The organism is uncultured Allobosea sp. (genome assembly GCF_945957345.1).
Taxonomy (GTDB): domain Bacteria; phylum Pseudomonadota; class Alphaproteobacteria; order Rhizobiales; family Beijerinckiaceae; genus Allobosea.
In genome coordinates this window covers 54794-79901 of record NZ_CAMFKW010000023.1, presented here as the reverse complement: position 1 = coordinate 79901, position 25108 = coordinate 54794, and the positions used below count along the sequence as shown (strand labels likewise).

Here is a 25108-nt window from a genome sequence, read left to right as displayed (position 1 = left end):
GCAGAAAGGCCGGGGAACCTGCCCCGGCCGGAAAAATCACGGGCCAAAAAGGTCTTGGCCCTTAAGAGCCCATGCACGGGCCGCGCGTCAACGTTTTCGATGACATGGCGCGCCTTGTGCAGAGCTCAGGCCAGGTTCGACTGCAGGAACCAGAGCGACTTGTCGAGCATGCGGGAATAGGCGGTGAGCAGATCGGCGGTATCGGCATCGCCGGCCTCGTCGCAGGCGTCGATCGCCTCGCGCACCTTGTTGGCCGTGTCGGCATAGCGCTCGATCAGCGCGGTGAGATGGTCCTGAACCGAGACGATCTCGGTCGGATAGGGCTTGAGCGAGGTCGATTGCGCCGTCGTCTGCGTCGTGCCGAAGGCGATGCCGCCGAGCTGGACAATCCGCTCGGCAACAGTGTCGACATGGGTGTCGAGCTCGTCGCGAAAACCGTCGAGCATCAGGTGGATGCCGATGAAGCCGGGACCCTTGAGGTTCCAATGCGCCTGCTTGGTGACGAGCGAGAGGTCGATGCCGTCGGCGAGGCGCTCGTTCAGCAGGCCGATGATCTTCGTCTTGGTGTTCGACGCCAGGTCGATCCGGCTGGACTTCACGACCTTCGCCATGGTCGAGCTCTTCGGGGCGCTACGCGGCGCGGTCTTGTTTGCGGTCTTTGCTGCTGCTTTGGCCATGGCACACCCTCGGATCGGACAGGAATGGCGGCATCGCTGCCGGGGCCGGGCGATCCCGGCGCATCCCTTCTGATACGCATGAGCGAGGGAGCGGTTCCGATCGAGTAACCTCCCCGTTCGACGGAACCAGCCGCACTGCGCCCCGTTCAATCAACACAACCTCAAGATAGCAGCGGGAGAGCGAGATGCCTCACCACGATGACCAGACACGCGTCTGGGACCTGATCGATTCCATCAAGTTCGCGATGCTCGTGACCCATGACGGCCAGGGCGACGAATTGCGCGCCCGGCCGATGCATGCCCATGGCGAGCGCGAGGACGACGCGATCTATTTCCTGACAGATCGCCGCCACCACAAGGACGACGAGATCCAGGTCAACGACAATGTCTGCGTCGCTTTCGCCGATACCGGCGGCCAACGCTATCTCTCTGTGACGGGGACAGCGACCGTTCTCGACGATCGCAAGCGCGTGCATGATCTTTGGGACGCCAGCAACCGCGCCTTCTGGGACGACGAGAACGATCCCAATATCCGCGTGCTGCGCGTCCGGCCGAGCATGGCCGAGTTCTGGGACAGCCCCGGCAAGATCGTCACCAGCGTCAAGATGGCAGCTGCTGCCCTCACCGGTGCAAAACCCAATCTCGGCGAAAACCGCAAGGTCCCCCTCTAAGCGACGAGCAGGATGCGATGATGAAGCTCATGGTCCACGCCCTCGGGGCCTGGTTTGCCGTCGAGGCGGCCTCCGGCCGCTATCCCCGTCCGGTCGCGGTCGGGCTGACGATGCTGGTCTCCCGGCTGGGCGCGCCGGCAACCGCCTTCGCCATGGCGGGCTACGGATTGATGCGGCTCAAGGAAGCGGGCGCCTTCGAACGGAGAGAGGCGCCGTCGCGACGCCGGCGAGCGGTCACGCCGAAATAAGAGCCGTTTCGTGCCACTGAAAAGGCATGGTCATTCCCGGTAAATCCGGGATGACGACCTTTTCGCATGAAATCAGTGGAGCCTAGCTACGGCCGCCGCGCGCGACACGCTCGATCTCGGCGCGGACCAATCGCTCGACCATGGTCGGAAGATTGTCGTCGAGCCAGGTCTTGAGCATGGGCTTCAGCATGTCCTTGACCAGATCCTCCAGCGTCCGCGCATTGTTGCTGAGCACGGTCGAGGCGAGCTGACCGAAGGCATTGGTGACGACAGAGCTGGCCTGATCGGACAGCAGGCTCGCCATATCCGGAGCTGCCGCGAAAGCGGCCTGCGGCTGGGGGCGAGGCTCGGGCTCGGGCTGGTACGGAGCGGGCGGCGGCTCGACCGATGCCGCGGGCGGCTCCGGCAGCGGGGCGGTGGCCGGCGGCTCGTCAAGAAAGGCGATATCGGAATCGTCGGGAAACGCAGCCTGAGTTGGCTCCTGCGCGGGAGCCGCGACGAGCGCGGCTTCGGCGCCGAGATCCAGGACGTCGTCGTCGATGGCGGCAACCGGCTCCGGTTCCGGCTCGGGGACTGCCTTCGGCGCCGGGGCTTCGTCGGCCGGCTTCGCCTCGTCATCCGAGATGATCCGACGGATGGAGGCGAGGATTTCCTCCATCGACGGTTCGCTGGGCTTGGCTTGCGCGCTCATGAGAGTCTGACCGTTCGACACCGTGCGCGCCGATGGAATCAACGCCGCTCCAAGAGCGCAGTATTCCACGGCGCCCCAGCCAGACAAGGCGCCAACCGGCTCTCCCACAGGAGAAATCGGCCCTGTTGCCCAGCCGCATCGGGCCGGAAACCGGATTCCGCCTTCGCGAAAGCGCCGTTGCGATGATCTACGCGGAGATCGCCGCGCCGCGGTATGAGACCCCGGACACTGGGGTGAGCTTAGCGGCCGTCAGGCGTCTGGGTACCCCAGAGCTTGCCCTGAACCTGCTCGTAGTGCTGGCGAGCGTCGTAGATCTCGGCCTTGAGCTTGAGGGTTTCGGCCGAGAGCTTGCCGACAGCCGAGAGCACCGCATAGGACGCGACGACGCGATCGCGCTGCGCGACGACCAGGCTCGAACGGGCACTCACCAGTTCCTGCTGGGCGTTGAGGACGTCGAGCGTGGTGCGCTGGCCGACCTTCGCTTCCTCGCGGACGCCGGACAGCGCCGTGGACGCGGCCTCGACCTGCGCCTGGGCGGCGATGATCTGGGCTTTGGCGGCTTCGAGCCCGCCCCAGGCGGAGACCACCGCGGCGCGCACGGTATCACGCTGGGTATCGACCTCGATCCGGCGCTGGCCAGCCGTTTCCTTGGCCTGGCGGGTCCGGGCATAAACCTGGCCGCCCTCGTAGATCGGGATCGTCAGCGTGCCGACGAGACTGGCCGAGAAGCGCTGATCACCGTAGTACTGGTTGTCGTAACGCTGCTGCACCACGCCGCGCACGCCGACCACCGGATAGAGATCGGCCTCGGTGACTTTGACCTGCAGCTCTGCGGCGTCGACGCCGTGCAACGATGCGATGATCGCCGGGTGGCCCGACAGAGCCTGGTTGAGCGCCGTCGGCAGCGATTTCGGCAGAAGAGCTTCGATCGGACGGCCGGGCGCAAGGGAACGCGGCTCGGTGCCGACATTCTGCCGGAAGCGCGCTACCGAGGTCTTGAGATTGGATTCGGCGAGAATCGCCTGGGACCGCGCCGAGGACAGGCGGGCCTCCGCCTGCGCCACGTCGGTGCGCGTCACCTCGCCGACCTGGAATCGATCGCGGGTCTGGCGCAGCTGCTCCTCGAGAACCTCGACGTTGTTACGGTTGAGGTTGAGGATCGCGGTGTCGCGCAGCACGTTCATGTAGGACGTCGCGGCGTCCAGCAGCACGTTCTGCTCGGTATTGCGCAGCGTCGCGCGGGCGCCCAGCACCTGCGATTCGGACTGGCTCACGGCGCTGCGGGTCTTGCCGGAATCGAAGATGTTCTGGTCGATCTGCACGCCGGCGCCGCGCGACGCGAGGCGCGAGTTGACCGTGGCGTGGTAGGGCGAGGAACTGGCGAAGGCCGGGATTTCCTGCTGGTTGATGCTGGCGCCGATATCGGCCGAAGCCGTGATGCGGGGGCGATAGCCAGCCTTCGCCTGCGGGACGCCCTCGTCGGTCGCGCGAACCGAGGCGCGCTGCGCATTGAGCGTCGGATTGGCAGAATAGGCCCGCGCGAGCGCGGCATCCATGGTTTGAGCCGAAACCGGCCCAGCCCAGCCGCCGGCCAACGCCAAGGCGAAGACGGCGGATAGCCCAAACCCGGAAAACTTGTCGTCGCGTTTATTCACTGGACGCCTCATGTGCGCACTGAAAGTCGCGCCCAGGCATCGCCCCAGCCTCGGCAGAGTTGCAATTTATAGCCATTCCGGCACTCCGCGCCAACGCATGCGGCGGTGCCGAAATGGTTTCGCTCGGATACTGCCGCAAAAATGCGACACCGGCCGTCATCAGAAAACGAACGCCGCCGGACGGCGGAACTCGGAGAGAACAGGTGCTGCCGCATCGAAAACCGGGCGACCGGAGACGACATCGGAGGACTTCAGGTAGAGCATGACTCGCGCGGCGCGGCCAAGCCCCTCGACGACGATGAGCCGGCCTTCCGGCCGCAGCAGCGGGAAAAGCGTCTCGGGCGAGACCTCGCAGGCCCCGCTCACGAGAATCGCATCGAAGCCGGCATTCGCGGGCTGCGTGGCCGTGACCGTCACATCGCCGGCGCCGGCCCTAGCCAGTGCCGCCTCGGCCAGCGCACGAGCCACCGCATCGGGCTCCCAGAGCGTCGCCTTCGCCCGCATGCCCGCCATCAGCGCCGCGCCGTAGCCGGAACCGCCGGCATATTCGAGCACGGATTCGCCAGGCTGCGGGTCCAGCAGCTGGATCATGCGGACGGCAACCATCGGCGTCATCAGCGCCCGGCCGGTGCCCGGCAACGGAATCGACTGATCGAGATAAGCGAGATGGGACAGATTCTCTGGAACGAAGGCTTCGCGCGGCACCGTATCAGCCGCAGCCAGGGCCGCCCGGTCGGTGATGTCATAGGTGCGCAGCTGGCAATCGACCATATTGCGGCGCAGCGAGGCAAAATCGTCCATACTTGAACTCTCCGTCCACGACGCCGGCGCTGCAGGGAGGCGGCTTCCATTATGAAGCCGCCGCGACCGGTGCAGCCATCGCGCCGTTCTTCGGCAGCTTTCTGTTCGACCCCCGCGCAAAAGGCAAGCGCCGCCTGCCTGCAGGTATACCGCACCGACGGTTAAAGCGATCTATCGATGTCAGGGGAAATGTGGCTCCCGGAGCAGGATTCGAACCTGCGACCAATCGATTAACAGTCGATTGCTCTACCGCTGAGCTATCCGGGAACAACGTGGCGGCGTCTTAGCGGGGCGATCCGGATAGCGCAACCCCCTTGCAAGCCGACCAAGCAGATTTGTCGTCATCGCTGTGGAAGATGCGATGCCGGGTTGCGGCGGCGCGCCGCTTGTGGTTAGTGCGCTCTCGCTGAAGCGGCCGCGGCCGTTTTCGCAGGAAGGCCTCGTGGCGGAGTGGTTACGCAGAGGACTGCAAATCCTTGCACCCCGGTTCGATTCCGGGCGAGGCCTCCAATCTCAAGCGCGGATATCGTTGCGCTTTTTTCCCGACTTTTCCGGCCTTGCCCCCAACCTTTTCCGGCAGGACACGTTGCGCCGTTCGGTCATGCGTCGACTTTGCGGATATCAGACTGTCAGGCTGGATGACGACAACAGCGGCCTCGCCTGGCAGGGTATCGTCGATATCTCATATCCGATTCCAGCCGTTCCAGGATTGTCCCTGACTGCGGATTATCGATACTTCAGCACCGCCTCACGCGGCGTGAAGGGGACGACCCAGCAAGGCGCCATCAGTGCTGCCGGCGTGGTCGAGGCAATCGTGCCACGGGCACGCTGCGCACCGGGTCCGACTATTCCAATCAGTCGATCATGATCGGCTTGCGCTACACCTTCGGCCAGGGCTGACAGCCCTGAGCTTGCCGAAAACCGGAGACAAAAGTGAAGGCCGGGTCCGGTGAAGTCTTCGTTCGCGGAACCAATTCCCCTGCCCGGTGTTCCTCCAGCGGATTTTCGCGTGGTGCCTGGCGGCGACGGCCTGCCCGGCGAGGGCTTGGAAGCCCAGATGAGCCCCATCGGCCCAGCCGGTGGGGCTCTCTTCGTTCAGCGCGCCAGGGAGCGAGACTGGAGCGAATCCGGCGCGACCCGTTCGGGAAATGTCAGGGACGACACGGCGACGATTGCCGTCAGGCCGATCACGGCTAGCCACAGCCAGAAATCCAGAGGCGGCTTCTTGGGAGTGCTCATGAAAAGGGGACGCCCGAGCCATCTCCCGGTTCCCGCTCTCGAGCCGCGAATTTTATCGTTGCAGCCTCGGAGCCCGGAGCATTCAGGCCTTGCGGTCGGTTCCGATCATCGAATCCGGAGAGGCTTTTCGGGTGCCCTCGCCCCGTCCTGGCCCCGCTCCGTGCTTGATGGCGAGGGAGAGAATCGTCCGGCCGACTGCCTCCGGCAGATTGGCGTCCAGCACCACATGCAGACGGCCGGTGCCGGCCTCGACTGCCGATACCTCAAAGGCCGCCGCGCGGGGCCTTTGCGCCACTCGCGGGCGGCGCGCGCTGAACAAGGTGTCCAGCTTGCGGCCCATCTCTCCAAGCTCGAGATCGAGGCCGGCTTCGTGCAATGCATCCATCTTTCAACAGCCGTCCGTCTGGAGCCTTCGTTCAGGCTGTGATTCGCCTTAAGGATATCGTTTACAAATCGTTAAAATTTTAGTTAGTGACAGCTGCCTGTTCAGGCGGAGTAGCGTCATGGTTCAAGCAATTTTGATAGCGGTTCTCATGTCCGGGACCGCGGGCGTGTCCTGGCTGATCGCCGATTACCTGCATCTGCCCCTGGAAGTCTGAGCCGACGCTGCCGGATTCGGCAAGAGCGCGGGCGAAATGAGGCCTGTGCAAATCCGTGCCTTTGCCAGCGGCCGCTTGGCGTCCTTATCAAAAAGTTTTCCCTGTCTGGTACCCTTCCACCCCGGCGGCGTTGATCGGGGATCGCGACCTGTCCGGTCGCGCCGACCGGCTGAGGAATGATGACAGAACCCGCCCTCCATTGGTTCCGGAATGATCTGAGACTGGGTGACAACCCGGCGCTAGCCGCTGCAGCTGAATCCGGGCCGGTCCTGTGTCTCTACATCCTCGATACCGGGTCCGAGCGCCGACCTCTCGGTGGCGCCTCCTGCTGGTGGCTGTCGCGCTCGCTCGAGGCGCTCGGCGAAGCACTGACCCAAAAAGGCGGGCGGCTCGTACTCATGCGGGGCGATCCGGCCGTATTGCTGCCTCGTGTCGTGGCGGAAGCCGGCATCAAGCTGGTCACCTGGAATCGCCGCTACGAAGCAGCCGAGATCGCGCTCGACCGCACCCTCAAGGAGGAGCTGTCCGGGCATGGAATCGATGTCCGTAGCTTCAATAGTCATCTTCTGAACGAGCCTTGGCAGGTCACCACCACGACCGGGCAGCCGATGAAGGTGTTCACGCCATACTGGCGCGCCGCCCGGCAGAAAGGCGAGCCGGCGACGCCGATACGCGCGCCCGAACGAATCCCTGCGTTGCCCCTGCCCCATTCGGCCGAGGCGCTGACGCTCTCCCTGTCCGATCTCGATCTGGAACCCCGGAAGCCCGACTGGGCCGGCGGAATGCGGGCGACGTGGACGCCGGGAGAAGCGGGCGCTGCGGAGCGTCTTGATGATTTTCTCGGTAGCGGCCTCTCCGGCTACGCCGGGGATCGCGACCGGCCCGATCGGGCCGCCACGTCGCGGCTCTCGCCGCATCTGCATTTCGGCGAGATCGGCCCGCGGCAGATCTGGCATGCGCTGCATCATGCCCGTGCGGCGGGGGAAGCCGCAGGGTCGGAGCAGGACGCCGAGAAATTTCTCTCCGAAATCGGCTGGCGCGAGTTTTCGCACCACCTGCTCTTCCACAATCCGGAATTGGCGACCCGCAACTACGATTCGCGATTCGACGCCTTTCCCTGGCAGCCGGACGAGACAGCTCTGCGCCGCTGGCAGCGCGGGCAGACCGGCATCCCGCTGGTCGACGCCGGCATGCGCGAGCTCTGGACGACCGGCTGGATGCATAATCGCGTGCGGATGGTCGTCGCCTCCTTCCTGATCAAGCATCTGCTGCAGGACTGGCGGGCGGGCGAAGCCTGGTTCTGGGACACGCTGGTCGATGCCGACGCCGCCAACAACGCCGCGAGCTGGCAATGGGTCGCGGGCTCGGGCGCCGATGCCTCGCCCTATTTCCGCATCTTCAACCCGGTGACGCAGGGCGAAACCCACGATCCGCGCGGGGCTTACGTGCGCCAATGGGTGCCGGAGCTGGCGGGGCTTTCCGATGGGGATATCCATCAGCCCTGGAAGGCGTCCGAAAAGGCACTGCGCGAAGCCGGCGTTCGAATCGGCGAGACCTACCCTGCCCCGCTGGTCGATCTCGCCTTTGGACGGCAGCGGGCGCTGGATGCTTTCGCCGCGATTCGCGGTCGCTGACCCGGCTTAGCCGCCGCGCTCGGCGAAGCGGCTCATCAGCGCGAAATAGACTGGATAGGGCAGAAGACGCGCGACCTTCAGGATCCAGGCAAGGCGGCGCGGTACGGTGATCTCGAAGCCGCCGCGCTCGAAGGCATCGACGATTCGCCGGGCCCCGTCCTCCACCGTCATCAGGAACGGCATCGGGAAGCGACGGCCCTCCGTCATAGACGTCTCGATGAAGCCGGGATTGACCAGTTGCAAGCGGATGCCCGCCGCCTCGCAGTCGAAGCGCATCGATTCGCAGAAATGGATCGCGCCTGCCTTGGCCGCTCCATAAGCGGCAGCCCCCGGCAGGCCGCGGTAGCCGACGAGCGAGGCGTTGACTGCCATCTGCCCCTTGCCGCGCACCGCCATGCGCGGCTGCACGGCGAAGAAGCTCTTGGCCACGCCCAGCAGATTGACGGCGACCACAGCCTCTACAGTCTCGACATCGACGGCCTTGCCCTGCCTCGAGGCGATGCCGGCGTTGAGAAAGGCCAGCGCAATCGGTCCATGGATGCTCTCGATCGCATCGACGACATCCCGCATCCCCTGCGCATCGGTGACGTCGCCGGCATGGGCGACGATGCGGCCCGGCAGGCTCTCGGCGCTGCGGGCGAGACGCTCCAGCGCCTCCAGCCGCCGCGCCGTGACCGCCACAGTCCAGCCCCGGTGCGCCAGTTCGAGCGCCACCGCGGCCCCGATGCCGGAGCTGGCGCCGGTGATCCAGGCGACGCCGTCCTGCGGCTTCATGCGGGCTGAGGCCATACTGGCTCCGGGTTGGCGGGTAGTCATTAGAGGTTGTTAGGGGTCATGGAAGCGATCCGATGAGGTCAAAACGCCAGAGATGGGAGGAGCATTGCGCAGCCGATACCGCTGGTATCGGTAAGCAGTGCGACGCTGCAGCTCTGGCGTTTTCACCTCACCCGCAGGGCGCGGCGCTTTTGCGCGACCGCTGTGTCGTTCTTCGTAGCAAGCCGGTAGGCTTGCGTCCTCGAACTCCTGGCATTCGCGCAAAATCGCCAGCGTCAAATCACTTCCATGCCTCCTAACAACCTCTAGGCACGGAATCGCCCGGCCGGAAGCCATGCGCCCCAAATCATCCCCGCTATCCCGCCAACGCGGTGGCACCTCGGCTGCAATCGGTGCAGTCTGCGCCGCGAAGGCACCTGCGTGCCACGCAAGAGATAAGAGATCATGCCGACCGAACTGCTCTTCCGCCAGGATGCCTATCTCAAGGAAACGCCCGCGACGGTCGAAGCCGTGAACGAACGCGGCGGGATCATTCTCGACCGGACCAATTTCTACGCGACCGGCGGCGGCCAGCCGGGCGATGCCGGGCATCTGCGCCGCGCCGACGGCAGCCAGATCGTCATCGCCACGACGATCTACGATCCCGAGGACAAGAGCCGCGTCATCCATGTCCCCGCCGAAGGCCAGGCCCTGCCGGTTCCGGGCGAGGCGGTGACCGCCGTGCTCGATTGGGAGCGCCGCCTTAAGCGGATGCGCATTCACACCGCTTTGCATCTGCTGAGCGTCGTGCTGGCCTTCCCGGTCACCGGCGGCTCGATCGGCGATGGTGATGGGCGGCTCGATTTCGACATTCCCGAAGGCGGGCTCGACAAGACCGAGGTTTCCGAGAAGCTCAATGCGCTGGTCGCCCGCAATGCGGATGTGACCGAGCGCTGGATCACCGACGAGGAGCTCGACGCCAATCCGGGCCTGGTCAAGACGATGTCGGTGAAGCCGCCGCGCGGTTCGGGCCGCGTCCGGCTCGTCGCTATCGGCGATATCGACCTGCAGCCCTGCGGCGGCACCCATGTCCGCAATACCGCCGAGATCGGCTCGGTTGCGGTCACCGATATCGAGAAGAAGGGCAAGCAGAACCGGCGCGTCCGGATCGCGCTGGCCTGAGAACACTAAGCTTAAGTGCCCAGAGGATACGCCCATGGCCCGTGAAGACGTCTTCGTTTCGACCGAGTGGCTGGCCGAGCGCCTGAATGCGCCGGATATCGTCGTGGTCGATGCCTCCTGGTACTTGCCGGCGCAGAAGCGCGACGGCGCGGCCGAATATGCCCAGCGCCGTATCCCGGGCGCCGTCCACTTCGACATCGACAAGATCAAGGACACGCGCTCGTCCCTGCCCCATATGCTGCCCTCGGCGCCCGAATTCGCAGCCGCCGTCGGCGCGCTCGGCATCGGCGACGGCATGCGCATCGTCGTCTATGACGGGCTCGGTTTCTTCTCGGCGCCGCGCGTGCGCTGGACCTTCAAGGTTTTTGGCGCGCGCGATGTCGTCATCCTCGATGGCGGCTTCCCGAAATGGCTCGCCGAAGGCCGGCCCGTCGAGGAAGACAGCCCGAAGGCGCGCCAGCCCCGCAGCTTCACCGCAAGGCTCGACAACGGCGCCGTCGCCAACGCGGATGACGTCGCGCGCGCCACGAACTCGCAGGCGATCCAGGTGGTCGATGCCCGCGCCGCAGACCGCTTTCGCGGCGAAGCGCCGGAGCCGCGTCCGGGCCTAGCCTCCGGGCATATCCCCGGCTCGCTCAACCTGCCGTCTTCGCAGCTCACAACCGATGGCCGGCTGAAATCTCCGGAAGAGATCGTCGCGCTGTTCCAGGATGCCGGCGTCGATCTCGACAAGCCCTCGATCATGACCTGCGGCTCCGGTGTCTCGGCCGTGATCCTGTCGACGGCGCTCGAGACCGTCGGCAAGCCGGCCAAGGCGATCTATGATGGCTCCTGGTCCGAATGGGGCATGGGCGAGCGGCCCGTCGAGACCGGGCCGGCGAAGCAGGCTTGAGCGGAGATTCCCATGGGCCACGATCATTCGCACGACCACGACCACCCGCACGATCTCAGCCATGACGGCGAGCCGCGCTGGAAGCACGACGGCGTGCGCGTCATCACCGGCGACAAGCTCGACCCCAACACGGCGCAGACGCCGGGCATGTTCCGGCAGGCGGCGATCAACCATGCCCGCGTCGGCGCGCAGAAAATCTGGGCCGGCACGGTCGCGATCGAGCCCAACGCCAAGACCGGCGTGCACCATCATGGCGCGCTCGAAAGCGTGATCTATGTGGTGAGCGGCAAGGCGCGGATGCGCTGGGGCGAACGGCTGGAGTTCGTCGCCGAGGCCGGGCCGGGCGACTTCATCTACGTCCCGCCCTTCGTGCCGCATCAGGAGATCAACGCCGATCCCGATAACCCGCTGCAATGCGTGCTGGTGCGCTCCGACAACGAGGCGGTGGTCGTCAACATCACCGATGTCGATCCGGTCGAGAAGCCGGAAGAGGTCTATTGGGTCGACCCGATCCACAAGCATCCGCACGGGTGAGTAGCCGGGAATTTCGCGGCTGAACCACGCCGTCTTGTTCGCCCTTGTGGCGAGCATCCACGTCTTGGACGCCGCCTCGCATGAAGGAAGACGTGGATGGTCGGGACAAGCCCGACCATGACGCGGAGGACCCGCTTTTACCGATCACCCCGTTTCGAAATCGCCGGGCTGCGGCGGCGCGATCGGGGTGAACAGCGTGCGGTCCGGCTTGATATCGAGCAGCGGTGTCTCGTCGAGGCAGTCGAGCCCGCGCACCAGCAGCACCCGCCCGTCCCGCGCGACCAGGGTCGCGATCGAGGTGCCGATCGGGTTAGGCCGGACGGGAGTGCGCAGCGCGAAGGCGCCATGCGTCTCGCCGTTATTGGCCGGGCTCTGGCGGACGAGATCGCGGCGCGACTGGTGCAGCCAGTAGAGCACCTCCAGCCGCTCGAAGCGCTCGATCCCTTCAAGCGCCTCGTCCCAGGGTGGGAAGAGCTCGATGCGGCAGATCGGCCCGTCCGCCCTGCCCTGGCGCGGGCAGACAAGCCGCGAGGTCCAGGGCGTGCGGATCGTGCCGATGAAGACGAGGCCCGCATCGGTCGCCTGCGGCGGGGCGACGGCGACCTCCTTCTCGCGGATCTCGTTCTCGCGGACCATTGTGGTCAGTCGATCGCGATCATCACGTCGGAGGCCTTGACCACGGCATAGGCTTCCTTGCCGACGGTAAGGCCGAGATCGTCCACCGCCGCATTGGTGATCGAGGAGGTCACGATCGCGCCGCCGATATCGATGCGGACATGGGCCGTCGTCGCGCCCTTGGTGATCTCGACGATCCTGCCCTTGAGCTGGTTGCGGGCGCTGATCTTCATGGCTCGTCCTCTCCTTGCGACAACACGACCGCCGCCGCGCCTTGACTTGGCTTCGGGCGCGCGGCAACCATCGCTATATCCATTGATATACAACGATCAGAGCGCGAGGAAGAGCATGATCAAGCGCAGGACAATGCTGGGCATGGGCCTGGCCTTCGCCATAAGCATGGCGCCCGCCTTCAATGCCGCGCAGGCGCAAACCAAGGACCTCGTCATCTTCGCCGCCGCCAGCATGAAGAACGCGCTGGACGAGGCCGCTGCCAACTGGGCCAAGGAAAGCGGCAAGCCCGCGCCGAAAATCTCCTATGCCGCCAGCAACACGCTGGCGAAGCAGCTCGAGAACGGCGCCCCGGCCGATCTCTTCGTCTCGGCCGATCTCGACTGGATGGACTACGCGGCGAGCAAGAACCTGATCAAGCCGGATACCCGCGTCAGCCTGCTTGCCAACCGTATCGTGCTGGTCGCCGGCAAGGATTCGACCGCCAAGCTCGACCTGAAGCCCGGCGCCGATCTTGCGGGCGCCATTGGTGCCGGCCGTCTCGCCATGGGCAATGTCGATTCCGTCCCGGCCGGCAAATATGGCAAGGCCGCGCTGGAGAAGCTCGGCGCCTGGGACAAGGTGAAGGACAAGATCGCGCAGGCCGACAATGTCCGTGCGGCGCTGCTGCTGGTCTCGCGCGGCGAGGCCCCGCTCGGCATCGTCTACGCGACCGACGCCGCCGCCGACCCGCAGGTCAAGGTCATCGCGACCTTCCCCGAGGATTCGCATCCGCCGATCATCTACCCCGTCGCCGTCACCAAGGATTCGGCCAATCCCGACGCACAGGCCTTCCTGACCTATCTGCGCAGCGCCGCCGCCAAGCCCGTCTTCGAGAAGCAGGGCTTCACGGTGCTCAACAAGGCTGCCAGCTCTTCGTGACCGACTGGCTATCGCCTGAAGAATGGACGGCGGTGAGGCTCAGCCTCATCGTCGCGACGACCGCCATGGTCGCGAGCCTCCCTTTGGGGCTTGGCGTCGGCTTGCTGCTGGCGCGCGGGCGCTTCTGGGGCAAGTCCCTGCTCGACGCCATCGTCCATATGCCGCTGATCCTGCCGCCGGTAGTAACGGGCTATCTGCTGCTCGTCGGCTTCGGCCGGCGCGGGCCGATCGGGCAGTTCCTCTACGACTGGTTCGGGATCGTGCTGTCCTTCCGCTGGACCGGCGCGGCGCTCGCCTGCGCGGTGATGGGTTTTCCCCTGATGGTGCGCGCCATCCGCCTTTCGATCGAGGCGGTCGACCGCAAGCTCGAATCCGCCGCCGGCACATTGGGTGCCAGCCCGATCTGGGTCTTCCTCGTCGTGACCCTGCCGCTCTGCCTGCCCGGCATCATCGCCGGCATGATCCTGTGCTTCGCCAAGGCGATGGGCGAGTTCGGCGCGACGATCACCTTCGTCTCCAACATCCCCAGCGAGACGCAGACCCTGCCCTCCGCGATCTACACCTTCACGCAGGTGCCCGGCGGCGATGCCGGCGCGCTGCGCCTGACGCTGATCTCGATCGCGATCTCGGTCGCGGCGCTCTTCCTCTCCGAGCTGATGGCCCGCATCGTCGGCCGGCGGATCAATGTCGAATGACAGATGTCCTCGACATAGCCGTCCGTCACAAGCTCGGCGAGTTCGCCCTCGACGCTTCCTTCACTTCCGACGGGCGCCTGACCGCGCTGTTCGGCAGCTCGGGCTCCGGCAAGACCTCGCTGGTCAACGTCATCGGCGGATTGATCCGCCCCGATTCCGGCCATGTCCGCGTCGATGGCGAGACGCTGGTCGATACGGAGCGCGGCATCTTCCTGCCGAAGCATCGCCGGCGCATCGGCTATGTCTTCCAGGAGGCGAGTCTCTTCCCGCATCTCACCGTGCGGCAGAACCTGCTGTTCGGGCATTGGTTCGTGCCGCGCAGCCAACGCAAGCCGGCCGAGCTCGACAAGGTGCTCGAACTGCTCGGGATCGGGCATCTGCTGCGGCGTCGTCCCGGCGCGCTTTCCGGCGGCGAGAAGCAGCGCGTCGCCATCGGTCGCGCCCTGCTGGCGCAGCCGCGTCTCCTGCTGATGGATGAGCCATTGGCCGCGCTCGACGAAGCCCGCAAGGCCGAAATCCTGCCGCATATCGAGCGTCTGCGCGACGAAGTCGGCATCCCCATCGTCTATGTCTCGCATGCTCTGGCGGAGGTCGCGCGCCTCGCGACTACCGTCGCCATGGTCGAGCACGGACGCGTCGCCGCCTGTGGTCCGACCGCCGAGATCCTGTCCCGACCCGATCTGGCCGCACGGCCGGGCGCACCGGAAGCGAGCACGCTGCTATCCGCAGAAGTTACCGGCTTCGAGGAGGCCTTCGGTCTGGCGCGGCTGACGACGCCGGCCGGACCGCTCACAATCGCACGCGGCATGCTGCGGCAGGGCCAGCGGATCAAGATCCGCATCCTCGCCAGCGACGTCATGCTCAGCCTCGGCCAGCCTGCCGAGATCAGCGCGCTCAACGTGTTGCCGGGCACGATCTCAGAGCTCGGCGAGCGCAGCGGTGCTGGCGGCAGCACCGTGCATCTGCTCATCGCCTGCGGTGAGGCGAAGCTGGCGGCGCGCCTGACGGCGAAGTCGACAACCTTGCTAGGTCTGGTGCCCGGCAAGCCAGTCCATGCGGTAATCAAGAGCGTCTCGGTCGAGACGCCCTGAACCGGGCGCCGAACAACCTTCCCAAAAAGTCATGGATTGAGCCTTGACCTTACCATGATGGGAAGGACTATATCGCTTGTCATCACCACGAAGGAGGCGGCGATGACGGCCATCGACAGGAGCAGGAACGACCTCGAAACCCTCGATCTGGGCATCGAGGGCATGACCTGCGCGAGCTGCGTCGCCCATGTCGAGCGCGCCATCAAGGCCGTGCCGGGCGTCGATGCGGTCGCGGTCAATCTTGCGACCGAGCAAGCGCATGTCAGTTTCGTCAAGGGCGGCACCGACCTCAAGCAAATCGAGGCGGCGGTCCGCCGGAGCGGCTACACCCCGGTCGAGACCACGATCGAACTATCGGTCTCGGGCATGACCTGCGCCTCCTGCGTCGGCCATGTCGAGAAGGCCCTGCGCGCCGTGCCCGGCGTGGTCGAGGCGACCGTGAACCTCGCGACCGAGCGCGCCAGCGTGAAGACGCTCGCCGGTAGCGACATCGTCCCTGCCCTGGTCAAGGCCGTGGCCGGCGCCGGCTACGAGGCGAGCCCTGTGGTCGCGGCCGATGGCGATGCTACTGCGCGCCAACAGGCGGCCAAGGATGAGGAACAAGGCAAGCTGCTGCGCTCGGTCATCCTCGCCGGTTTGCTCACGCTGCCACTGCTCGTGGTTGAGATGGGCAGCCATATGGTCCCTGCCCTGCACCATTGGCTCTCCGGCACGTTCGGCGCGTGGAACCTGCGCGTATTCTCCTTCGTGCTGGCGACCATCGTCCAGTTCGGGCCGGGCCTCGTCTTCCTGCGCAAGGGTTTCCCGGCGCTGCTGCGGCTGGCGCCCGACATGAACTCGCTGGTCATGCTCGGCACCGGCGCGGCCTATCTCTATTCGAGCGTCGCGACCTTCCTGCCGGATCTGCTGCCGGCGGGCACCGAGGGCACCTATTTCGAATCCGGCGCCGTGATCGTGACGCTGATCCTGCTCGGCCGCTGGTTCGAGACCCGCGCCAAGGGCCGGACCGGCGCCGCCATCCGCAGCCTGATCGCGCTCCAGCCCAAGACCGCCCGGGTGCTGCGCGACGGCGCCGAGAGCGATATTGCCGTGGACGACGTCCGCCCCGGCGATGTCGTGATCCTCAGGCCGGGCGAGCGCGTCCCGGTCGATGGCGAGGTCACGGACGGCACCTCCTTCGTCGATGAATCGATGATCACCGGCGAGCCTGCCCCCGTGCGCAAGGAGGCCGGCAGCGCCGTCACCGGTGGCACCGTCAACGGCTCGGGCGCGCTGCGCTTCACCGCCCGGAAGGTCGGCTCCGACACGCTGCTCGCCCAGATCGTGCGGACGGTTCAGGCCGCGCAAGGCGCCAAGCTGCCGATTCAGGCGCTGGTCGACCGCGTCACGCTCTGGTTCGTGCCGGTCGTGATCGTGCTGGCGCTGCTGACTTTCGCCGTCTGGCTGAGCTTCGGCCCGAGCCCGGCTCTTTCGCACGCACTGGTCAATGCCGTCGCGCTGCTGATCATCGCCTGCCCCTGCGCCATGGGTCTCGCGACCCCGACCTCGATCATGGTCGGCACCGGCCGGGGCGCCGAGCTCGGCATCCTGTTCCGTCAGGGCGACGCCTTGCAGGCGCTCAAGGACGTCCAGATCGTCGCGCTCGACAAGACGGGTACGCTGACCAAGGGCAAGCCGGAACTCACCGATATCGAGCCGGCGAATGGCTTTGCGGCCGACGACGTGCTGCGCCTTGTCGGCTCGGCCGAGAACCGCTCTGAGCATCCGCTGGCGCTGGCGCTGGTCGCGGCAGCCAAGGCGCGAGGGCTTGTGCTCGCCGAACCGGCCGATTTTACCAGCGATGCCGGCCGCGGCGTCATCGCGACCGTCGAGGGCCGCAAGGTCGCGATCGGCGGCCACCGGCTGATGGAGGACGCCAGGCTCGACATCGCGCCCTTCGTCGCCCGCGCCAGGGCGCTGGCCGAAGCCGGCAAGACGCCGCTCTATGCCGCGATCGACGGGAAGATCGCTGCCGTGATCGCCGTCACCGACGCGGTGAAGGAGACCACGCCCGCGGCCATCGCCGCCCTGCACAAGCTCGGCCTCAAGGTCGCGATGGTGACCGGCGACGACCGTCGCACGGCGGAAGCGGTCGCGCGCGGCCTCGGCATCGACGAGGTCTGGGCCGAGGTGCTGCCGACCGACAAGGCCGAGGTGGTGAAGCGCCTGCAGAGCCGCGGCGCCAAGGTCGCCTTCGTCGGCGACGGCATCAACGACGCGCCCGCCCTCGCGCAGGCCGATGTCGGCATCGCCATCGGCACCGGCACGGATATCGCGATCGAGAGCGCCGATGTCGTGCTGATGTCCGGCGACGTGATGGGCGTACCCCGTGCAATCGCGCTGTCGCAGGCGGTGATTTCCAACATTCGCCAGAATCTCGCCTGGGCCTTCGGCTACAACGCGCTGTTGATCCCGGTCGCGGCCGGTGTGCTCTATCCGGCCTTCGGCATCCTGCTCTCGCCGGTCTTCGCCGGGCTCGCCATGGCGCTGTCGAGCGTCAGCGTCGTCAGCAATGCGCTCAGGTTGAAGCGCTTCAAGGTGGAGGCCTGAGATGAATATCGGCGAAGCCGCAACCCGCTCCGGCGTCAGCGCCAAGATGATCCGCTATTACGAGAGCATCGGCCTGATCACTGCGCCCGCCCGCACGGCCGCGCAATACCGGGTCTATGCCTCCGACGACGTGCATACATTGCGCTTCGTGCGCCGGTCGCGCGATCTCGGCTTCTCGCTGGAAGAAACCCGCGAACTGCTCGCCCTCTGGCGCGACAAGAGCCGGGCCAGCGCCGATGTGAAGAATCTCGCCATGGCGCATGTGCGCGAACTCGAGGAAAAGGCGGCCGAGCTCAAGGCCATGGCCGACACGCTGCGGCATCTGGCGACGCATTGTCATGGCGACCACCGGCCGGACTGCCCGATCCTGGCGGACTTCGCAGCTACCACGCCGACGCAAGGCAAAGCCTGAGACGCTGCTCCGCCATGCGCTGAATGTCTGGACGGGGCGGTGCGAGATTGCTCATATGCGCCTGCCCACCAGAGGCGGGTCCGGCCCGGCTGCATCGGCCCCGTCGGGGAATCCGCCTCTCAACAAAAGACGGGGAACGCCCGCGCGGTCCCCAGGCGGAACGACAATGGACAATCGAAACGATCTCTGGCGGCATGTCGATGCGAACAAGGAGCGCCTGATCGCGCTCTCCGACCGGGTCTGGGGCATGCCGGAGGTGTGCTACACCGAGAAGCGCTCTGTCGCCGAGCATATCGCCGAACTGAAGCACCAGGGCTTCAAGATCACCGAGAACGTCGCCGACATCCCGACCGCCGTGATCGGCGAGGCCGGCGAAGGCGGCCCGGTCATCGCCTTCCTCGGCGAATACGACGCCCTGCCCGGCCTGTCGCAGGAAGCCGGCGCGTCCGAGCACAAGGAGATCGAGACCAACGGCCACGGCCATGGCTGCGGCCATAACCTGCTCGGCTCTGCCGCGATGCTTGCCGCCGTGGCGATGAAGGAGTGGCTTGCCGAGAACAAGATTCCCGGTCGCGTGCGCTATTACGGCTGCCCGGCCGAGGAAGGCGGCGCCGCCAAGGCCTTCATGGTTCGCGCCGGAGCCTTCGACGACGCCGATGTCGCCATCAGCTGGCACCCGTCGAGCTTCTGGGAGGTCGCCCCCGCTCTGGCGCTCGCCAATACCCGCGCCGATTTCGTCTTCACCGGTCGCGCCTCGCATGCCGCCGCCGCGCCCCATCTCGGCCGTTCCGCGCTCGATGCCGTCGAATTGATGAATGTCGGCGTCAACTACATGCGCGAGCATATGCCCTCCGACGCGCGCGTCCATTACGCGCTGCTGGACACCGGCGGCATCGCACCGAACGTCGTCCAGGCCCATGCGCGCGTGCGCTACTCGATCCGGGCTCGCGACCTGCGCGGCATGCTCGAACTCGTCCAGCGCGTGAAGAAGATCGCCGAAGGCGCGGCGTTGATGACGGAAACCAAGATGGAGATGCGCGTCGTCAGCGCCGTTTCCGATCTCGTCGCCAACACGCCACTCGAAGAGGCCATGCACAAGGTGATGGGCGAACTCGGCGCGCCGCATTTCGACGATGCCGACAAGGCCTATGCCGAGAAGATCCGCGGCACGCTCTCCCCGCAGGAGATCGCCTCGATCTGGCGTACCATCGGCATGCCCGATACCGGCGCCCCGCTCGCCGACTTCCTCGTGCCGCGCGACGCCAAGCGCAACCCGGCGATCGGATCGACCGATATCGGCGACGTGAGCTGGGCGGTGCCGACCGTGCAGGCCCATGCGCCGACCGTCGCGATGGGCACACCGTTCCACACCTGGCAGGTGGTGGCGCAGGGCAAATCCCCGGCCGCGCACAAGGCGATGGTCCATGTCGCCAAGGCGATGGCCGCGACCGGCGCCGCCGTGCTGAGCGACCCGGCCCTGATGGCCGCCGCCAAGGCCGACCACAAGGCCCGTCTCGGCAAGGAAGGCTACACCTCGCCGCTGCCGCCCGAAGTGAAGCCGCCGCTGACGATGTCGCTGGGCTGATCGTCCAACCGCTTCAGACCCGATGCAGACGCATCCCGGGTGGCCTGACGGTCATCCGGGATGTTTCGTTTTCAACGCTGTATCGCGATTGAACGAACACATATGATCCGGGGCAACATCGCTGCCGTCAGCCAGCAGAATCGCTACCCGGGGCCAATATGGATCGCGCAGAGGAATCGGAAGACGGGCTCGGCCGGCACCACCGCACGGCCAGCGGCCAGGCCGATTCCGCGACGCCTGAACCGGTCGACCTCGCCGGCTACGTTCTGGACGAGCAGTTCGGCTTCCTGCTGCGGCAGATGCAGCAGCGCTATGTCGCGATGTTCGTGGAGATGATGGGCGCGGACGGACCGACGCCGCCGCAATTCGCGGTGCTCTGCCGGCTCGCGGTCGATGGGCGGATTTCCCAGAACCAGCTCGGCCGGATGACGGCGATGGACCCGGCCACGATCCGGGGCGTGGTGACGCGGCTGGCCGAGCGCGGGCTGGTCGAGCGCCTGCACGATCCCGGCGACAAGCGCCGCGTGCTGGTGCAGCTCGGCCAGCGCGGCCGCGAACTGCTGCCTGGATATGTCGAGCGGGCCAAGGCGATCACCATCGCGGCGCTTGATCCGATGGCGGAGCCGGAGGTCGAGCCACTGCTCGACGTGATGCGGCGCCTGCTCTCCGGCTTCAAACCGCCAGATACTGGCTCCGCGCCGCCTCGTCGGCCTTGAGCGCGGCCATCGTATCGTCGAAGCGAATCAAGCCCTTCTCGATGATCACGGCACGGTCGGCGATGCTGCCGGCGAAATGCAGGTTCTGCTCCGAGAGCAGCACCGACAGCCCCTCACCCTTCAGCACGCGGATGGTCTGCGCCATCGCCTCTACGATCACCGGCGCCAGCCCTTCCGATGGCTCGTCGAGTAGGAGCAGACGCGGATTGCCCATCAGCGTCCGCGCGATGGTCAGCATCTGCTGCTCGCCGCCGGACATGGCGCCGCCCGGCCGGTCGCGCATGCGGCCGAGATTGGGGAAGAGATCGAACAGCCGCTCCGGCGTCCAGTGCGGCGCGCCTGCCCGCGCCGGCTGGCGGCCGACTTCGAGGTTCTCCATGACGGTCAGGTCGGAAAAGACGCGCCGGTCCTCCGGGACATAGCCGATGCCGAGCCGGGCAATGGCGAAGGGTTCGCGGCCGGCGATCTCCTTGCCCTCGAAACGGATCGAACCCTGCGGCTCAGGCACCAGCCCTATCACCGCCTTCATCGTCGTCGACTTGCCGGCGCCGTTGCGCCCCATCAGCGCGACGACCTCACCATGCCCGACCGAAAAGCCGACGCCATGCAGGATCTTGGCGCGGCCGTACCAGGCCTCGACGCCCGCAAGCTCAAGGAGCGCCGTCATCAATGCCCTCCCGACGTCACGCCGGAGCCGAGATAGACCGCGCGCACCTGCGGGTTGCTGCGCACCTCGGCGCTGGTTCCGGAGGCAATCAGGCGGCCACGGTCGAGCACCAGCACGCGGTCGGCATGGGCGAAGACGACATCCATGTCATGCTCCGTGAACAGCACGGCGATGCCGCGCTGCCTGGCGATGCGGGCGGTCAGCGCCATCAGGGCGATGCGCTCCTGCGGCGCCATGCCGGCGGTGGGCTCGTCCATCAGCAGGAGCTTCGGCTCGTTGGCGAGCGCGACCGCAAGCTCGACGCGCTTGAGATCGCCATAGGCGAGCACGCCGCAGGCGTGCTCCGCCTGCTCGGCCATGCCGACCTGGGCGAGCAGCGCATCGGCCGGTCCGAGGCGACGCTGGTCGGCGCGGCCGAACAGGCGCCAGCTTTTACCGGCATGGGAGATCAGCGCCATCTGGACGTTCTCGCGTACGGTCATCGAGGCAAAGGTCGCGGTGATCTGGAAGGTGCGGCCGACGCCGAGCCGCCAGATTTTGCGCGGCGCGAGCCCTGTGATCGGCTGGCCCGCAAGCAGCACCTCGCCGCGATCCGGCTTGATCTGTCCGTTCAGCATGTTGAAGCAGGTGGTCTTGCCGGCGCCGTTGGGGCCGATCAGGGCGACCAGCTTGCCGGCCTCGACCGAGAAGGAGGCGCCATCGACCGCCTTCACGCCGCCAAAGGAGCGGGCGAGATCGCGGGCTTCCAGCACTGGGGGCACGGGTGCGCTCATGCGGTTGCCGCTGCTTGCGCGGCGCTCTCGCGGCGGGCGCGCCAGTACAGCCAGGTGCCGACGAGGCCGCGCGGGAACAGCACGACGAGCAGCACGATCGACAAGCCCAGCACGAAGCGCCAATAGGCCGTCAGTTTCATGAGCTGCTCGTTGAGGCCCATATAGGCGAAGGCGCCGATAACCGGGCCGGCAACCGTCTGAACGCCGCCGAGCAGCACCATGAGCAAGGCATCGACCGAGCGCGGGATCGCCATATAGGTCGGGAAGACCGAGCCTTTCGAGAAGGCGAAGAGCCCGCCGGCGATGCCAGCCGCGATCGCCGCGATGACGAAGGCGGCCCATTGCAGGCGCCCGACATCGAGGCCGATCGCCTCGGCCCGCAAGGGGCTGTCGCGGCCGGCGCGCAAGGCATAGCCGAAGGGCGCGAAAATAATGATGCGCAGCGCCGCGATGACCAGGACGGCGATGGCAAGCGCGAGGTAGTAGAACGCCATCTTCGGCACCGCCCAAGCCGAGGGCCAGACGCCGAGGATGCCGTTGTCGCCGCCGGTGAGGTCGACCCATTGGAAGGCCGTGGCCCAGGCGATCTGCGCGAAGGCCAGCGTCAGCATGGCGAGATAAACGCCCGAGAGCCGGACGCAGAACCAGCCGAAGATCGCGCCCGCGATGCCAGCCATCAATGGCGCCAGCATCAGCGCCTCCTCCATCGGGCTGCCCAGCCATTTCACCGCCAGCGCCGCGCCATAGGCGCCGAGGCCGAAATAGGCGGCATGGCCGAAGGAGGTGATGCCGCCCGGCCCCATCAACAGATGCAGCGAAGCGGCGAAGACCGCGAAGATGACGAGGTCGGTCAGGGTCAGGACGACATGGTCAGGCACGACGAGCGGCGCGAGGACCAGCAGGCCGAGCGCCACGGCTCCGAACGCCTTGGCCGCGCCGTCGGCCGGGCGCAGCAGGAAGAGCTGACCGGCATGGCCGCGCGGCTCGACTGCGGCCTTGCCGAGCAGGCCATGCGGCCTGACGATCAGCACCGCCGCCATCACCAGGAAGACCAGAACCAGCGTGATCTTGGGCAGGATCAGGATGCCGAAGGCGTGGAGCACGCCGATCAGCACGGCGGCGAGATAGGCTCCCGTCACGCTGCCGAGCCCGCCGACGACCACGACCACGAAGGCCTCGGCGATCATCGACAGGTCCATGTGGAGGTTGATCGCCTCGCGTGGCAATTGAAGTGCGCCGCCCAGGCCCGCCAGCGCCGCGCCGAAGGCGAAGACCGAGGTGAAGAGCAGGCGCTGGTTGACGCCGAGCGCGCTCACCATCTCGCGGTCCTGCGTCGCCGCCCGGATCAGCACACCCCAGCGCGTCCGGTGGAACAGCAGCCAGATCAGCCCGAGCACCACCGGCCCGACCGCGATCAGGAAGAGCTCGTAGCTCGGGAAGCGGTTGTCGAACAGGATGACGAAGCTGCGAAAGCCCGGCGCGCGCGGGCCGAGCTTGTCCTCCGGCCCCCAGGTCGCCAGCGCGATATCCTGCAGCATCAGCACGACGCCGAAGGTCGCGAGCAGCTGGAACAGCTCCGGTGCCTGATAGATCCGCCGGAGGATCAGGGCCTCGATGAGCACGCCGGCGAGGCCGGTCAACAGCACGGCGAGGATGACACCGCCCCAGAAGCCGAGCGGATCGGCCGGGCCGAGCCAGGTCACCAGCGTGAAGGCCAGATAGCCGCCCAGCATGTAGAGCGAGCCATGGGCGAAGTTCACGATGCGCGTGACGCCGAAGATGATCGACAGCCCGCACGCCACCAGGAACAGCGACGACGCCGAGGCCAGGCCGTTCAAGGTCTGGGTGAGGACGAGATCAAGCATGTCGTCTCGGGCGCAACGCCAAAGCCCTCAGGCGTTAGCGCCGCGCTCCATGTCAGGCAAGGTCAGACGGCCGGGCGCAGCTTGCGGACCTCGTCGTCACTGGGCAGGTACTTGGCGCCGTCGCGATAGCTCCAGTCTACCATCACGCCTTTGCCGTTCTTCTGCGCGCTCTTGCCGACATAGGCACCGAGCGTCGACTGGTGATCGATCTTGCGGAACTCGATCGGGCCGAAGGCCGAGCCGAACTTCAGCCCCTCGAAGGCGTCGACCAGCTTCTCGTTGTCGGTCGCGCCGGCCTTCGCCAGCGCGGCGGCAATGGCCTGCACCGTCTCGTAGCCGACGACCGAGCCGAGCCGCGGATAGTCGTTGTATTTCGCTTTGTAGGCGTCGCGGAACTTGACGTGCTCCGGCGTCTGCAGATCGGCATGCGGATAGCCGGTGATGATCCAGCCTTCCGGCGTCTCGGCGCCGAGTGTATCGAGATATTCCGGCTCGCCGGTCAACATCGAGACGACCTGGCGCCCCTCGAACAGGCCGCGCGTGTTGCCCGCGCGGACGAAATTGGCGAGGTCGACCGCGAAGGTGACGTTGAAGATCGCCTCCGGCTTGGCCGCTTCCAGCGCCTGCACGGTGGCGCCGGCATCGATACGGCCGAGCGCCGGGAACTGCTCGGCGACGAAGGTCACGTCCGGGCGCGCCTTCAGCAGCAGTTCCTTGAACCACTTCACCGCCGACTGGCCGTATTCGTAGTTCGGCGCGACGATCGCCCATTTCTTGGCCGGGAGCTTGGCCGCTTCTTCGACCAGCATCGCGGCCTGCATGTAGGTCGAAGGCCGCAGGCGGAAGGTGTAGCGATTGCCCTTCGACCAGACGAGCGCATCGGCCAGCGGCTCGGAGGCGACATAGAGCCGCTTGTTCTGGTTGGCGTAATCAGCGAGCGCGAGGCCGACATTGGAGAGAAAGCCGCCAGCGATGATGTCGACCTTCTCGGCCGTGGCAAGATCGGCGGCGTGGCGCACCGCGTCCTCCGGCTTGCCGGCATCGTCGCGGAAGACGGTTTCGAGCTTGCGGCCGAGCACGCCGCCGGCCGCGTTGATCTGCTCCTGGGCCAGTTCCCAGGCCTGCCGATAGGGTTTCAGGAAGGCCGGCTGCGCGGTATAGGAGTTGATCTCGCCGATGCGGATCGGTCCTGCGCCCTGGGCGCGCGCCAACTGGGGAACGCCGAGGGCAAGCGTGCCCGCGACGAAACTGCGACGATCGATCTGCATGAGGGTTTAAGTCCTTCGCCTCGCTGCGGCTGCAATCCGCGCCGATACCGCTCCCACCCGGTCGGGCGACGCAGATTTCATATGCATACATATGAATGGATAGA

At 66.6% G+C, this 25108-nt stretch carries 26 protein-coding genes and 2 tRNA genes; 14 read left to right on the top strand and 14 right to left on the bottom strand.

Annotated elements, in window-relative coordinates:
- Positions 1-125 precede the first annotated feature (125 nt).
- On the bottom strand, positions 126-611 hold the full coding sequence (gene dps / locus Q0Q36_RS13355) for a DNA starvation/stationary phase protection protein Dps (protein ID WP_293798654.1): 486 nt from the start codon (positions 609-611) through the stop codon (positions 126-128).
- 251 nt (positions 612-862) lie between these two features.
- Between dps and Q0Q36_RS13350 the strand changes: the two genes are divergently transcribed.
- Together Q0Q36_RS13350 and Q0Q36_RS13345 are read left to right on the top strand one after the other, a co-directional pair.
- Positions 863-1348, top strand: coding sequence for a pyridoxamine 5'-phosphate oxidase family protein (locus Q0Q36_RS13350; protein WP_293798650.1), 486 nt, complete (start codon positions 863-865; stop codon positions 1346-1348).
- A 17-nt stretch (positions 1349-1365) separates the two neighbouring features.
- On the top strand, positions 1366-1596 hold the full coding sequence (locus Q0Q36_RS13345) for a hypothetical protein (RefSeq protein WP_293798649.1): 231 nt from the start codon (positions 1366-1368) through the stop codon (positions 1594-1596).
- 82 nt (positions 1597-1678) lie between these two features.
- Here Q0Q36_RS13345 and Q0Q36_RS13340 read toward each other — a convergent pair whose 3' ends face one another.
- From Q0Q36_RS13340 to Q0Q36_RS13325, 4 genes are all read right to left on the bottom strand, one after another.
- Entirely contained in the window at positions 1679-2287 is a 609-nt protein-coding gene (locus Q0Q36_RS13340) for a DUF2497 domain-containing protein (RefSeq protein WP_293798648.1), read from the bottom strand.
- Between the two features lie 239 nt (positions 2288-2526).
- Entirely contained in the window at positions 2527-3942 is a 1416-nt protein-coding gene (locus Q0Q36_RS13335; protein WP_293798647.1) for a TolC family outer membrane protein, read from the bottom strand.
- A gap of 159 nt (positions 3943-4101) precedes the next feature.
- Positions 4102-4743 carry a protein-L-isoaspartate O-methyltransferase gene (locus tag Q0Q36_RS13330; protein ID WP_293798646.1) on the bottom strand — a complete coding sequence of 214 codons (642 nt, stop codon included), beginning with the start codon at positions 4741-4743 and terminating at the stop codon, positions 4102-4104.
- 192 nt (positions 4744-4935) lie between these two features.
- Positions 4936-5010 (bottom strand) — tRNA-Asn (locus tag Q0Q36_RS13325).
- A gap of 169 nt (positions 5011-5179) precedes the next feature.
- Between Q0Q36_RS13325 and Q0Q36_RS13320 the strand changes: the two genes are divergently transcribed.
- Positions 5180-5253: transfer RNA gene (locus tag Q0Q36_RS13320), tRNA-Cys, on the top strand.
- Between the two features lie 585 nt (positions 5254-5838).
- Here Q0Q36_RS13320 and Q0Q36_RS13315 read toward each other — a convergent pair.
- Positions 5839-5982, bottom strand: a complete 144-nt coding sequence (locus tag Q0Q36_RS13315; RefSeq protein ID WP_293798645.1) for a hypothetical protein — start codon at positions 5980-5982, stop codon at positions 5839-5841.
- An 82-nt stretch (positions 5983-6064) separates the two neighbouring features.
- Positions 6065-6367, bottom strand: coding sequence for a hypothetical protein (locus Q0Q36_RS13310; RefSeq protein ID WP_293798644.1), 303 nt, complete (start codon positions 6365-6367; stop codon positions 6065-6067).
- Positions 6368-6757: 390 nt separating this feature from the next.
- Here Q0Q36_RS13310 and Q0Q36_RS13305 point away from each other — a divergent pair, with 390 nt between their 5' ends.
- The gene (locus tag Q0Q36_RS13305) at positions 6758-8215 is read left to right on the top strand and encodes a deoxyribodipyrimidine photo-lyase (RefSeq protein WP_293798643.1); all 1458 of its coding nucleotides are present in this window, start codon (positions 6758-6760) and stop codon (positions 8213-8215) included.
- 6 nt (positions 8216-8221) lie between these two features.
- Here Q0Q36_RS13305 and Q0Q36_RS13300 read toward each other — a convergent pair whose 3' ends face one another.
- Positions 8222-9004 (bottom strand): SDR family NAD(P)-dependent oxidoreductase, encoded by a 783-nt coding sequence (locus Q0Q36_RS13300; RefSeq protein ID WP_293798642.1) that lies wholly within the window; start codon positions 9002-9004, stop codon positions 8222-8224.
- Positions 9005-9433: 429 nt separating this feature from the next.
- Between Q0Q36_RS13300 and Q0Q36_RS13295 the strand changes: the two genes are divergently transcribed.
- The 3 genes from Q0Q36_RS13295 to Q0Q36_RS13285 are packed head-to-tail and all read left to right on the top strand — an operon-like array spanning position 9434 to position 11576.
- Positions 9434-10150, top strand: a complete 717-nt coding sequence (locus tag Q0Q36_RS13295) for an alanyl-tRNA editing protein (protein WP_293798641.1) — start codon at positions 9434-9436, stop codon at positions 10148-10150.
- A 34-nt stretch (positions 10151-10184) separates the two neighbouring features.
- Positions 10185-11042: a 3-mercaptopyruvate sulfurtransferase gene (gene sseA / locus Q0Q36_RS13290; protein ID WP_293798640.1), complete on the top strand. Its 858-nt coding sequence runs from the start codon at positions 10185-10187 to the stop codon at positions 11040-11042.
- A 12-nt stretch (positions 11043-11054) separates the two neighbouring features.
- A complete protein-coding gene (locus tag Q0Q36_RS13285) occupies positions 11055-11576 on the top strand; it encodes a cupin domain-containing protein (RefSeq protein ID WP_293798639.1) in 522 nt (173 codons plus the stop codon).
- 144 nt (positions 11577-11720) lie between these two features.
- Here Q0Q36_RS13285 and tsaA read toward each other — a convergent pair whose 3' ends face one another.
- On the bottom strand, positions 11721-12212 hold the full coding sequence (gene tsaA / locus Q0Q36_RS13280; RefSeq protein ID WP_293798638.1) for a tRNA (N6-threonylcarbamoyladenosine(37)-N6)-methyltransferase TrmO: 492 nt from the start codon (positions 12210-12212) through the stop codon (positions 11721-11723).
- A gap of 5 nt (positions 12213-12217) precedes the next feature.
- On the bottom strand, positions 12218-12424 hold the full coding sequence (locus Q0Q36_RS13275) for a molybdopterin-binding protein (protein ID WP_061967953.1): 207 nt from the start codon (positions 12422-12424) through the stop codon (positions 12218-12220).
- A 133-nt stretch (positions 12425-12557) separates the two neighbouring features.
- On the opposite strand from Q0Q36_RS13275, the gene modA reads away from it, so the two are divergent.
- The 7 genes from modA (at position 12558) to Q0Q36_RS13240 (ending at position 20431) form a co-directional block, all read left to right on the top strand.
- Positions 12558-13343, top strand: a complete 786-nt coding sequence (gene modA, locus Q0Q36_RS13270; protein ID WP_293798653.1) for a molybdate ABC transporter substrate-binding protein — start codon at positions 12558-12560, stop codon at positions 13341-13343.
- A complete protein-coding gene (gene modB, locus Q0Q36_RS13265; protein ID WP_293798637.1) occupies positions 13340-14038 on the top strand; it encodes a molybdate ABC transporter permease subunit in 699 nt (232 codons plus the stop codon). The genes modA and modB overlap by 4 nt, the downstream gene beginning before the upstream one ends.
- The gene (gene modC / locus Q0Q36_RS13260) at positions 14035-15129 is read left to right on the top strand and encodes a molybdenum ABC transporter ATP-binding protein (RefSeq protein ID WP_293798636.1); all 1095 of its coding nucleotides are present in this window, start codon (positions 14035-14037) and stop codon (positions 15127-15129) included. Before modB ends, modC begins: the two co-directional genes overlap by 4 nt.
- A gap of 102 nt (positions 15130-15231) precedes the next feature.
- Positions 15232-17718: a heavy metal translocating P-type ATPase gene (locus Q0Q36_RS13255; RefSeq protein WP_293798635.1), complete on the top strand. Its 2487-nt coding sequence runs from the start codon at positions 15232-15234 to the stop codon at positions 17716-17718.
- A 1-nt stretch (position 17719) separates the two neighbouring features.
- Positions 17720-18130, top strand: coding sequence for a Cu(I)-responsive transcriptional regulator (gene cueR / locus Q0Q36_RS13250; protein ID WP_293798634.1), 411 nt, complete (start codon positions 17720-17722; stop codon positions 18128-18130).
- Positions 18131-18296: 166 nt separating this feature from the next.
- Complete coding sequence (locus tag Q0Q36_RS13245; protein ID WP_293798633.1) at positions 18297-19715, top strand: M20 family metallopeptidase; 1419 nt, start codon at positions 18297-18299, stop codon at positions 19713-19715.
- 158 nt (positions 19716-19873) lie between these two features.
- Positions 19874-20431: a MarR family winged helix-turn-helix transcriptional regulator gene (locus Q0Q36_RS13240; RefSeq protein WP_293798632.1), complete on the top strand. Its 558-nt coding sequence runs from the start codon at positions 19874-19876 to the stop codon at positions 20429-20431.
- Here Q0Q36_RS13240 and Q0Q36_RS13235 read toward each other — a convergent pair.
- The 4 genes from Q0Q36_RS13235 to Q0Q36_RS13220 form a co-directional block, all read right to left on the bottom strand.
- A complete protein-coding gene (locus Q0Q36_RS13235) occupies positions 20388-21098 on the bottom strand; it encodes an ABC transporter ATP-binding protein (protein ID WP_293798631.1) in 711 nt (236 codons plus the stop codon). The two genes, Q0Q36_RS13240 and Q0Q36_RS13235, sit on opposite strands and share 44 nt — an antisense overlap.
- Complete coding sequence (locus Q0Q36_RS13230; RefSeq protein ID WP_293798630.1) at positions 21098-21871, bottom strand: ABC transporter ATP-binding protein; 774 nt, start codon at positions 21869-21871, stop codon at positions 21098-21100. Before Q0Q36_RS13230 ends, Q0Q36_RS13235 begins: the two co-directional genes overlap by 1 nt.
- Positions 21868-23736 carry an ABC transporter permease gene (locus Q0Q36_RS13225; RefSeq protein WP_293798629.1) on the bottom strand — a complete coding sequence of 623 codons (1869 nt, stop codon included), beginning with the start codon at positions 23734-23736 and terminating at the stop codon, positions 21868-21870. The genes Q0Q36_RS13230 and Q0Q36_RS13225 overlap by 4 nt, the downstream gene beginning before the upstream one ends.
- 62 nt (positions 23737-23798) lie before the next feature.
- A complete protein-coding gene (locus tag Q0Q36_RS13220) occupies positions 23799-25004 on the bottom strand; it encodes an ABC transporter substrate-binding protein (protein ID WP_293798628.1) in 1206 nt (401 codons plus the stop codon).
- Between the last annotated feature and the right edge of the window lie 104 nt (positions 25005-25108).